The following is a 10,239-nucleotide window of genomic DNA, read 5'->3' as shown; positions in this document are numbered from 1 at the left end:
AGAGAGCCAGAGAAAATGTAGTGCCTAGAGCTTTTTCTGTCTCTGTAAGTTCTTGATACAAAATAGCTTAATTTTTCAAACTGTCGAAAATGAGTCAAACGGCAGATCTCGCACACCGGCGTCGTTTCAGTTGCCGTGTACAGGTTTCTCGACATGATCTCCTCGACCCAAAGCTGGGGCCCCGGAGCCTCACTCTCTTCGGTTGCGAGCGCAGCCGAAAATAGTTCGTGGATATCCTGATAGTCGAAAGATGCCCCGAGCCGGCGAACCTCCTCCCGGATTACATCCCGCATCGAAATCATGCCGAGCAGCCGGTTATTCTCATCCGTTACCGGCACGCCCGTGATCCCTCTCTCGGAAAGAAGCTTGGACAGATCTCGAATCGAGGCTGAATAATGGATCGTGATGACGTCGCGCGTCATTATGTCTTTTGCCAGAAGCATACCGTCAGCTTCCGAACCGATACGTGGCTCCCATCAGGTCGAGCAGCGAAAGCAGAAAATCGTTGGCCCTGATTCGGCAGAGCCCCCCGCGCGCGCATGCCCGCTCGCCGTATGCTTCAACCGAATCCGCAAGAACGCCTTCTCCGTGGATCAACACGGGAACAGGATCGGCGCTGTGTTCGCCGATCGAGCAGGGGGTGGAATGATCTGCGGTAATCGCCACGTAGGTTTCGTTGGGGTGTTCGACTTCGTTAAGTATTGTTTGAAGCATTCCATCGGTACGCTCGATGAAAGCCAGTTTTTCCCTCGGTTTGTTATCGTGAGCCATCAAATCGGCGGCCTTGACGTGAATCACGACAAGGTCAGTCTCCTTCAAAGCCTCGACGGCGAGGCGCGCCTTTTCCTCCAGATCGGTATCGATATTCGCCGTGAGCTTCTCATTCGTGAGAACTTTGAAGCCCGCCATCTGCGCGATTCCGACCACCGTGCTTTCCCCCGTGATGCAGCTTCCTTTGATATCGAACCGCTCGGCAATACTGCGCATCTTTACTGCCATGCCGGCCCCTCGCGTGATAACGATATTGGCCGGAAGCAATCCCTTTCTCACGCGCTCGCGATTGATTTCGTGGCTCTGCAGGATTTCATGAGATTTCCGGACGAATTCGTTCACCAAATGAGCCGTCTTCTCCGCCAGCGGCTGGCCCGGCCGTTTCGGCCTTACCTCCCGGAGAGGTTCCCCCTCACTCGACGGGCCCGGATCGGAATCGGTCACCTCGGCCGAGAGTCGCTCGCCGCTCAACACCAGAACCGCCCTGTGCTCGGTGGCCGGGCGAAAAACGGCGCGCACCCCGTTTCCGAGAGGAATACCATTCAGAGCGGCGGCCAATGCCTCTGTATGGCGGATGCGTCCGGCCCGCCGGTCGATGACAATGAGATTATCATTCACTGTCGCGAAATTGCATCGGAAGGCGACATCGCCGGGCTTGAGCGAGATTCCCACGCCGGAAGCCTCGATCGGCCCGCGTCCCCAATACACCTTGAGCGGGTTGTACCCGAACAGCGCCAGATGCCCTACATCGGTTCCAACTCGAATGCCGGGCGACAGAGGGTCCATCAATCCGGTGATCCCCTCCCTGGCCAAACGATCAAAGCAAGGAGTGTCTGCGGCTTCGAGAGGCGTGAGATTCCCCAGTTCTTTGATTGGCCTGTCGCCGAGACCGTCGATAATCAACATGATCGCTTTGCGAGTCGTTTTCATCTGGCTTCCTTCGCGGTAAATCGTTGAACAGCCGAATGGGCCACATGAAGGACCGATTCAGACAGGTCGGGTTCGCCTTCCAACGGAATCGGTATATTATCCGCGTATACGACGCGCAGGCCGGCCTCAAGGCCGATCGCAGTGACGACGTCGATCGCGGCTGCTTTTACTTCCGTCAACAGGACAGTAGGCTTCTCTGTCGCGAGAACCGCGGCAAGATCCTCCCGCAGCTTCGGTCGATGTGAAAGATGATGACTCATGGCCACTACATCGCACCGGTATTCCCGCTCCAGACTCTCGCGGATCTTCTCTCCGGCAGCCGGCGGCGCGGTCGTCGTAAGGACAACCCTCTCTCCCCCGATTTCCTCGAGCGGCTTCGGCCGGAAGATGGTTTTCACGAGCCGGATCGAAGGATTCACCCGGTAGATGGCGGCTTCCATTTCGGCGATCTTCTGTTTATCGGCCAACGGCTCCTCGCACATGGTCAGGACGCACAGGTCGCTCTTACGAATGCGATACGGCCCCATATAGCCGGTGATGTATTCGATCGCCTGGTTCGCGCCGACCGCCATGATCCACGCATCCGTCGCAACGGGGGGCATGGACGCACCGCTGCCCTCGAACACAATGAAATCGCACGGCAGTTCATTCGCCACCTTCGCGCCTTCCGGAACGACCGAAACAAAGACCACCCCCGAAAAACCGCCGCCGCATCTGCGGCATCCGACGGTGGTCAGCCGCGTCATCAGGGCGTCCTCATAGTGGTCGCTTGCCGCATGCTTGCCTCTCCTGCTTTCCGCCAGCAGATGCTCCGGCGTCAGCCGGATTTTCCCGCCTTCGATCACCTCCGGCTGAGGAGGGCCGCCGCGCCCCATGGTGACGATGCACGGAGTAAACGACGCTCGAACATTCTCTTGCCCGTTCAAGGCGCGGGCGACGAATGCGGCCAGCGCCGTCTTGCCCACGCGCTTGCCTGTGCCGCCCACAGAAAGCGAGGGCTTCTTGCACACGGTTTCATACCGCGGGGGGTCGAATCGAAAATCGGCGCCCTCATACGGGATGTCGTGTGAAATGATCAAATTGGCGAACTCGAAGCGCCTGCGGCTGCTGACGACCGGCTCGTCGCTCAAGTCGACAACGATGTCCGGCCGGTGCCGTTCGATTGCCGCCGTTATGGCTGTAAACGGGTCCTTCTCGATGGTGACGGGCAGCCCCAGCGCTTTCAAATCCTCCGGCGTCCCGATCTTCTCCATGCCTCCGATAAATGCGGCCGCCGTAGCCTCATACCCGCGGCTGCGCGCCACCGAAGAAATGCCGTCTCGATTAACAGGGATATAGTGCTCTCCGTCGATGAGGAATAACGCTTTCATTTCGCCATATGAAGGTACGTTCTATCGTGGTTCTTGATCAAGTCCGTAAGGTATTTGACGATAGTGGTCACGGTCTGGTCGAAGCTTTCGTTGTCGAAAACGGGCACGCCGTGCATGTGCGCCTGTAACACAATGAAATCCTGAATTCTTCTGATCGCCTCAAAGTTCTTCAGGTACTTGTCAGCGCTGCGAGTGGAAGTCTGCTCGCTGCGAATAAGAAAACGTTCGCGATGAACGTCCTCGTCCTCTGTCGTAATGACGAGTTTGCACACGAGCGCATCGCCGCCGTAATCGCGCTTTATGAAGCCCGGCACAAGATGAACGCCGTCGAGAATTGTGCTGATTTTTTCGTTCAAGGCGCGATCCATCAGAGCGTATACACCAGCCGACACGCGCAAGGCCTGTTCCATGAAGGCGGCAATAACGACGTCATCCTTGATGCCCCTTGGCCAGTCATAAGCCCGCCAGGCATCGAAGGAAGACTTGTGAATCGTGGGCATTAACTCGGTGGAAAACATGATCCGCATGACCTCGCGAACCGAATCGGTCGAGATGACCCGGGTGATCCCGAGCCGGTGCGCGAGTTCCACCCCGATTGTGGACTTGCCGGTTCCGGCTGTGCCGCCGATCAGGATGATGAGGGGACGCGCGGGCTTCTTCAGCCGCCGCCACAGCAGATATCGATTGGCATAGGCCGACCCGTACTTCCTGCGCAGAGTCCCGACGGTGAGGTCCCGCAACTCCGTTCGCGTCACCTCCAGACTCTCCCGGCGAAGCAGCGTTTTCTCAATGGTGACGGCCAGCGAATGCGAGATATTCGGTTCTATCCCCGCCGCCTGCAACGATTGCGACAAAATCCCTTTCGAGAACGGAACTCCGGAACTTCCTTCTTTCACCACGAGCGAAGACGTGATCTTCTTCCATTCCAGATACTTTTTCGCGAGATCAGGCCCGTGTTCGCGTCGCAGTTCATTGTAAACCACGCGCTTAAGCTGATCCTTCTCGATGCGAGGCGACTTGCGCTTGAGCAGCCGTGCCTCAATCTTCTCGGCCACCTTGTAAGCCTCGTTCGGCTTCATTCCGATCGCGATCAGCGCCTGCGACAGAATCCCCTTCGAAAACGGGAAACTCAGGCTCTTGCTGACCACCATCGGGTACATGTTTTTCTGCGCGCTCACAAAAAAAATGCTCCTTTTACCAAGGATTCCTCTTTAAGTCTAGCACAGGCCAAAAATGCTGTCAAAAACGGGGACACCAACAAAAGCGAACAATTTGAGCTTGATCACTCTCCCCCGTTTCGGCCGCTCGCAGCGGATTGACACAGCCTTCGGAAAAAAGTAAAGTGAGATCGTTGCCTGGACCGGAGCAAAGGCGAGTGGCAAATCCATGGAGCGGAGGCATGATGGGCAAGATGCAGTTTGATTTACATTTGCAGAGACTGAAAGATCGGTTTGCGGAGACGCCCGACAGTATCATCCTGAAAGCGGACGTGCTGAGGGAGGGTCTGCGTTTTACAGCGGACCTTGCTGAGGTGGCATTATGGGCGATTCCGACAAACGCTTTTCTCAGCCGGGAGGATATCCCTGCGGACGAAGCGGCGAATGAAGTACTGGCGGCCCCTAACCAGTTGACCCTGCCCGATGGTACTCGCGTAAACCTCGAACTCGACAAGAAGAGCCCCTATTTCGTCCGAAAGCAGGGGAACCATAGATATGTCTTGTTCCGCGGCAAGAATCCGATAACCGAAGTCTCCTCGCCCGCGCGCCCCACTTTTCAAACCACTTTATCCGACGGATCGGCTGTTTCCGATTTTCTCGGACAAAGGACCGAGAATTGCATCGCAATCGTGCATTCACTCTTCTGCGAGTACTCGAAGAACCGCGACCAGTGCGCTTTCTGTATCCTCGGAAATATGATGGCAGGGCTCACGCTCTCGGATATCTCCGATTTCATTCCGCAGAACCAGAAAAAGACCATCGAAGCCTGCACGCTCGCCGCAAAAGAAATCAAGATTCGCCACGCCGTCGTATCCGGCGGCTCTTTCATCAAGACCGAACTCGAAGCCAAATCCTATGCGAAGACGATAGCCGCATTAAGAAAAGCTCTTGGACCGAAAACCAGAATCACCGCCGTCTGCCAGGCATTCGACGAAAAAGGCTGGCTCCTGCTGAAGGAAGCCGGCGCCGATCGGGTCCAGCCGAACCTGGAGGTGTGGGAAGACCGTCTCTGGGAGGAAGTTGTTCCCGGCAAGACAAAAGCGGTAGGCAAGAAAGAATGGATCAGGCGCTTGAAAGCAGCCGTCGATATTTTCGGTCCCGGACAAGTTGCCACCAATTTCGTTGCAGGCGTCGAGTTGCTTTCCCCGAACGGATCGCCCCACGAATCAGATGCAGTGGAATCCCACATGCGGGCATACGAGTTTCTGGTCGATCACGCCATCGTTCCTATTTTCGGGTTTTTGACCAAGGCGAGGGGCACAAGATACGAGGGGATGGAATTGCCTTCGACCGAATTTTACCTCGAATTGGGTTGGAAAAGGCACCTCATCATGCAGCAGTCCGGCATGTACGACTGTTTCCCGGGCGGAGACGACGCGGATTTCTCCTGCTACCAGTGTGTCGCCCACAAGACGGGGCAGGATTACCGGAGACTGAGCGGTGACACACCTTTAAAGCCTTGACGAATTTTCAGGAATACGAGGATAAAGCTGCCGGCGTTTAAGAGCGATGCCGCGCCGCAGGCGAACGGAATCCCGAAGACAGGGATGAGTAGACCCGCAGCCAGAAACGCGCCGGCGCACGAGCCAAAAAGGTCTACCCCATAAGTGAATCCCGCCGCACGGGCCGTGCCCGGAACTTCAGCGAGCCACAGCGCGTTCGCAAGCGGGAACTGCAGTCCGCCAATCAACCCGGCCGCAAAAGCAAGCGCCGGAAAGACAACGGCGGCCTGTACCGACTGCGCCCGGCCAAAAAACGAACTTGCACCGCCGCCCGTCATGATAACAAGCGCCCCCAATAAGAGAAGCGGATAAAGGCATACCGTTCCTTGCACTACGAGAAACGGCAGAGCATGGGAACGCTTTGCCCTCACATAGCGAATAGCCGACGCCGCGCCCAAAGCCAATCCCACCATGAAGAAGGTGATGATAATTGCGATCTTGTGATAAACATATCCATGGATCGCCTGGAAACCCAGAAGCGTAACCACCTCGACAGTGATCTCCGCAAATCCCGTTGTGCCCACGGCCACAAGAATCGATTTCGGACCCCAGAACCGCGGCGCTCTCATCTGGACAAACGCTGCGCCGGCAAAAAAGACGGCTACTGCCGCCAGCAGAATAGCGGGCGGAATTTTCGAGAACCACACCAGGACGCTGCTCGAGAAATCCTTGAACTGTTTGCTCCACAAAACAGCATCATAGAAATAACATACCGGCGCCAGATCGGTATTCCGCCTGGAGACCTCGACAGAGAGCGCCGCTGCAAGCATCTGAAGGCGGTCTTCCGACAGCCGGTGCGGCAGATAGTATTCCCTTACAAAGAGCACCTGCTGCTGAATCGCCCGCTCCGAAAGGCGCCGGATAAGCGCGTGCGCGTCCAGGGTCAACGTGTTGGGAGCGGCTGCGGCAATGAAAACATTGGTTTCCCCGGGAATCACCTTCACTTCCGGAAATACCTCGCGCAGGGTCCGATACATGCACCCAATGAATTGCTGCAGTTCGGGAGAAATATAATTTTCCGCCGAACTGAGCCGAAACGAGAGAACCCCGCCCGGCTTCAATCTGGCCGCGCACGTCCGAAAGAATGAGTCGGTGTAGAATCGGTTCAACTGGGCCGTATATGGGTCGGGCAGATTGATAATGATGACGTCATAGCTTTCCCGCGTTCGATTGATGAAGAGCCGGCCGTCGATATTGTGGATCGTCACTCTTGGGTCTTCCAGACCCCTTCGAGCATCCGGCGGAAAATATCGTGTAATCATCTCGATGATGAGCGGATCGAGCTCGACATAGTCGACATGGTCAACCGAATGCTTGAGGATTTCATCTACACTGCCGCTCGCGCCCCCGCCGATCAACAGTACCCGCTTCGGCTTCGCATGTTCGAGAAGGGCAAAATGCACAGCCTCTTCGGCCGAAAATTGGTCTGGGTGAGAGGCAATCAGCAGCCCGTTTTCATACAGTGCTCTCTGTCCCTCACGCTCTATATACGTCACATTGCCGTAAATCGAGTCACCGGAATCGACGACATGCAGCCCCCGCCACAGCCATGCAAGGCTTCGCTCTTTCACGGTTCCAATGATTCCGAAAAACGCGCTCCCGGATACCGCGAGGAAAAGGATACAGAGAAGCGTCGCCGAAAGAACAGGTCTCGAAATAAGCGCAAGTGTAAAAGCGGCGGCGGCCAAATTCATGATGAACAGCAGGAAAACGATTGTCACCGGATCAAGAAAGCGCACGAGAACGAGAGCGAATATGATTCCACCGGCGGCGGCGCCCAGTCCTTCAAAAAAATAGACTCTGCCGATCGATGTAACCGGCTCCTCCCCGTCGTGCAAATGGCAAAACAGCGTGAACAGGAATCCAAGAAGCAGGCACAGCGGGGCCAGCAACAAGAAGCTTGTGATCGCGATGGGAACGTAGCCGATGACTTCCCCCGCTGTTTCCTGCCGGAGTATCAGCGGCAGCATCCGGAGCGCCAGAAACGTGGCAAAACTCAGAAGACCCAGCAGCACCTGAAGGAGCGCAACGGCGCTGAAGCGACTCATTGAGCGCGCGCGCGGAAGGATGATGCCGCCCGAATAACTTCCCGTGCCGACCCAGAACAGCCAACTGCCAAGCATGATCCCGAGCGACAACTCGTTGCCGTAAAAAACAACGACCAGCTCGCGCATCAGCAGAACCTGCGACACCATGGAAGTAAATCCCAGCGCAAGCAGCAAGAGCGGCAGCTTCATTCTTTCTGAGGAACGACTTGGTATCATCTCATATCATAGGAAATTCACATGAACTGACCACATCGTGAGAACGGAACCTTTCTCGTGCTCATTTCCAGATGAACCAGATGAAGATGTATGCGAAAAATGTGGCCACAAGAGTGAAGGGGACTCCGATCCTGGCGAATTCGCGCAGACTGACATGATGGCCTCGTTTTGAGAGGATGCCGACGCCGACAATATTTGCCGAAGCTCCGATGGGGGTGATATTTCCGCCGAGGCTTGCTCCGATCAGAAGTCCGAACATCAGTAACGTATCGGATGTCCCCAACTCCCCCGCCAGTCCCTGGGCCACCGGCAGCATCGCGAGAAGGTAAGGGACGTTGTCGATGAAAGCGGAGAAGATCACCGATATCCACACGAGGAGCGAATAGGCAAGAAAAGTGTTGTCTCCTGAGATTCGAGAAAACAGCACGGTGATATCATCTATCCATCCGACGTGGGTGATTCCTCCCACAACCACGAAGACACCCATCAGGAAGAACGTCGTCTGCCAGTCGAGGGCGGTAAAGAGATTCACAATGTTGCCTCGATGAGCCACTCGGTACCATATAAACCCAAAGACGCCGAAAGCCACGCAAATGATGCCGGCCAGTGAAGAGAAGCCCGGGTCGATCAGCGACGAAAGAGCCAGCAGCACGATCAGCAGCACCAGCATGATCGGGGGCGTCCACATCTGAATTTCCTGGGTCCGCTCAATTTGGATCGGTTGCCGCATATTCCTGAAGATCAGGTACAGAGTGAAAAAGGATGCGATCGCTCCAAGCTGTACGGCAAAAAAGATGCTCGGTTTCCCTTCGTACACAAAGAAATCATTGAACGTCATTTTTGCGAATCCACCCAAAAGCATGCTTGGAGGATCTCCAATCAATGTTGCCGCTCCTTGAAGATTTGAGCTGACCGCCAACCCTATGATGACCGGCACGGGGGAAATATGGAGCCGACCTGTAATAGCCAGCGCAACGGGCGCAACGATGAGGACGGTTGCCACATTCTCGACAAAGGCCGATATAAGCGAGGTTAACGCGCAAATGGCGAGCGTGGCCCACACAACGTTTCGCGACTTCGCCACAACAAGTTCCGCTAAATAGGCAGGCGTGTTCGAGGCCATGAAAAGTTCAGCGACCACCAGGGTCCCCCAGAAAATCCCCATCACGTTCCAGTTAATCAACCGAAAGGCTTCAAAAGGGGAAACCACTCCAAGGAGCATGAGAGCACCGGCGCCGGCCACCGCCGCCTGCATTCTTCGCCGCGGCAAAAACACCAGCCCGATATAAGTAAGCAGAAAGATGATTAAAGCAGCTGATCTGGAAAATGCCAAGGTAATATCCCGGAACTTCCGGAGGGAAATCTCCTTCTCAATTTGCTAATCGAGACCAAGAACGGCAAGAATTCCGCGGCGAACCATCATCACGCCGATTGCGCCCAGCAGGAGACTGACAACTTTTGCTACACCGCGCGCGCCCCCTTCTCCAATAAAACCAAGAATCCTGTTGGCGTTCAAGATGACCGCCGCCACTATTGCCAAGTTCAGCAGGATACTTATCATTGTCGGCATGATTCCATATAAATCGGACGTTATGATCAAAACGGTCAATACAGCCGGCCCGACGATCAAGGGCGTTCCAATGGGTACGACACCGATTTCCGCCGCCGGCATGCGCTCCGGCTTCTCTCTCGCCACCAGATCGATAACTGCAAGAACAAAAAGCAAAATGCCACCGGCGATCTGGAAATCAGCCACCGTTATCCCGAGCAGCAGGAATATTGTTCTCCCAACGAAAAGAAAGGCGAGAGCTATGAGAAACGCCGTGACTATCGCCTGCATCGCCACCCTTCGTCGAACCTCGTCCGACAGTCCAACTGTATATGAACTATACAACGGAATTATCCCAATTGCATCAATAGCCACAAACATGGGAATGAAGCTGTGGATATAAGGAATCAGCGCCGGATATATACTGTCAAGAAAGAAAGTATCAGCCATTTCGCACCCAGGAGTGAAAGTTACGTTGAGGAGTTGGAATACGATATTATAGGCCAACCGCCAAAATAGTGTCAATCAAAGTAGACCTCTTCAGTAATGTCAAGAAATTTCTGTAAAATGCTCTTTTCTTTGGTCTTTGTCTTTAAAGGTGCGAAGCGAATCAGCAGTAGTAGGCGTTGTGGGAAT

The 10,239-nt window shown here is 55.2% G+C and carries 8 protein-coding genes; 1 reads left to right on the top strand and 7 read right to left on the bottom strand.

What is annotated here, in order from left to right; translation table 11 throughout:
* The 4 genes from C4520_02240 to C4520_02225 form a co-directional block, all read right to left on the bottom strand.
* The coding region (locus C4520_02240; GenBank protein ID RJP25585.1) for a CBS domain-containing protein at positions 1-443 on the bottom strand (443 nt) is incomplete at its 3' end.
* A 4-nt stretch (positions 444-447) separates the two neighbouring features.
* A complete protein-coding gene (locus C4520_02235) occupies positions 448-1,701 on the bottom strand; it encodes a 2,3-bisphosphoglycerate-independent phosphoglycerate mutase (protein RJP25584.1) in 1,254 nt (417 codons plus the stop codon).
* Positions 1,698-3,071: a 2,3-diphosphoglycerate synthetase gene (locus tag C4520_02230; protein RJP25583.1), complete on the bottom strand. Its 1,374-nt coding sequence runs from the start codon at positions 3,069-3,071 to the stop codon at positions 1,698-1,700. Before C4520_02230 ends, C4520_02235 begins: the two co-directional genes overlap by 4 nt.
* On the bottom strand, positions 3,068-4,249 hold the full coding sequence (locus C4520_02225; GenBank protein ID RJP25582.1) for a 2-phosphoglycerate kinase: 1,182 nt from the start codon (positions 4,247-4,249) through the stop codon (positions 3,068-3,070). Before C4520_02225 ends, C4520_02230 begins: the two co-directional genes overlap by 4 nt.
* 221 nt (positions 4,250-4,470) lie before the next feature.
* Between C4520_02225 and C4520_02220 the strand changes: the two genes are divergently transcribed.
* Positions 4,471-5,751 carry a hypothetical protein gene (locus C4520_02220; protein RJP25581.1) on the top strand — a complete coding sequence of 427 codons (1,281 nt, stop codon included), beginning with the start codon at positions 4,471-4,473 and terminating at the stop codon, positions 5,749-5,751.
* Here the strand turns inward: C4520_02220 and C4520_02215 are convergent.
* From C4520_02215 to C4520_02205, 3 genes are all read right to left on the bottom strand, one after another.
* Positions 5,712-8,054 carry a hypothetical protein gene (locus C4520_02215; protein ID RJP25580.1) on the bottom strand — a complete coding sequence of 781 codons (2,343 nt, stop codon included), beginning with the start codon at positions 8,052-8,054 and terminating at the stop codon, positions 5,712-5,714. The two genes, C4520_02220 and C4520_02215, sit on opposite strands and share 40 nt — an antisense overlap.
* A gap of 61 nt (positions 8,055-8,115) precedes the next feature.
* Positions 8,116-9,429, bottom strand: a complete 1,314-nt coding sequence (locus tag C4520_02210) for an arsenic transporter (GenBank protein ID RJP25579.1) — start codon at positions 9,427-9,429, stop codon at positions 8,116-8,118.
* A 3-nt stretch (positions 9,430-9,432) separates the two neighbouring features.
* Positions 9,433-10,110, bottom strand: coding sequence for a MarC family protein (locus C4520_02205; GenBank protein RJP25578.1), 678 nt, complete (start codon positions 10,108-10,110; stop codon positions 9,433-9,435).
* Positions 10,111-10,239: the final 129 nt, after the last annotated feature.

It is taken from the genome of Candidatus Abyssobacteria bacterium SURF_5 (assembly GCA_003598085.1).
Classification (GTDB): domain Bacteria; phylum Abyssobacteria; class SURF-5; order SURF-5; family SURF-5; genus SURF-5.
This window is presented reverse-complemented; position numbering and strand designations above follow the sequence as displayed.

What these genes read in the sequence shown, in the direction of transcription:
- C4520_02235 (RJP25584.1), bottom strand. Translation starts at nt 1,701, where the DNA reads ATGAAAACGACTCGCAAAGCGATCATGTTGATTATCGACGGTCTCGGC.
- C4520_02230 (RJP25583.1), bottom strand. Translation starts at nt 3,071, where the DNA reads ATGAAAGCGTTATTCCTCATCGACGGAGAGCACTATATCCCTGTTAAT.
- C4520_02220 (RJP25581.1), top strand. Translation starts at nt 4,471, where the DNA reads ATGATGGGCAAGATGCAGTTTGATTTACATTTGCAGAGACTGAAAGAT.
- C4520_02215 (RJP25580.1), bottom strand. Translation starts at nt 8,054, where the DNA reads ATGATACCAAGTCGTTCCTCAGAAAGAATGAAGCTGCCGCTCTTGCTG.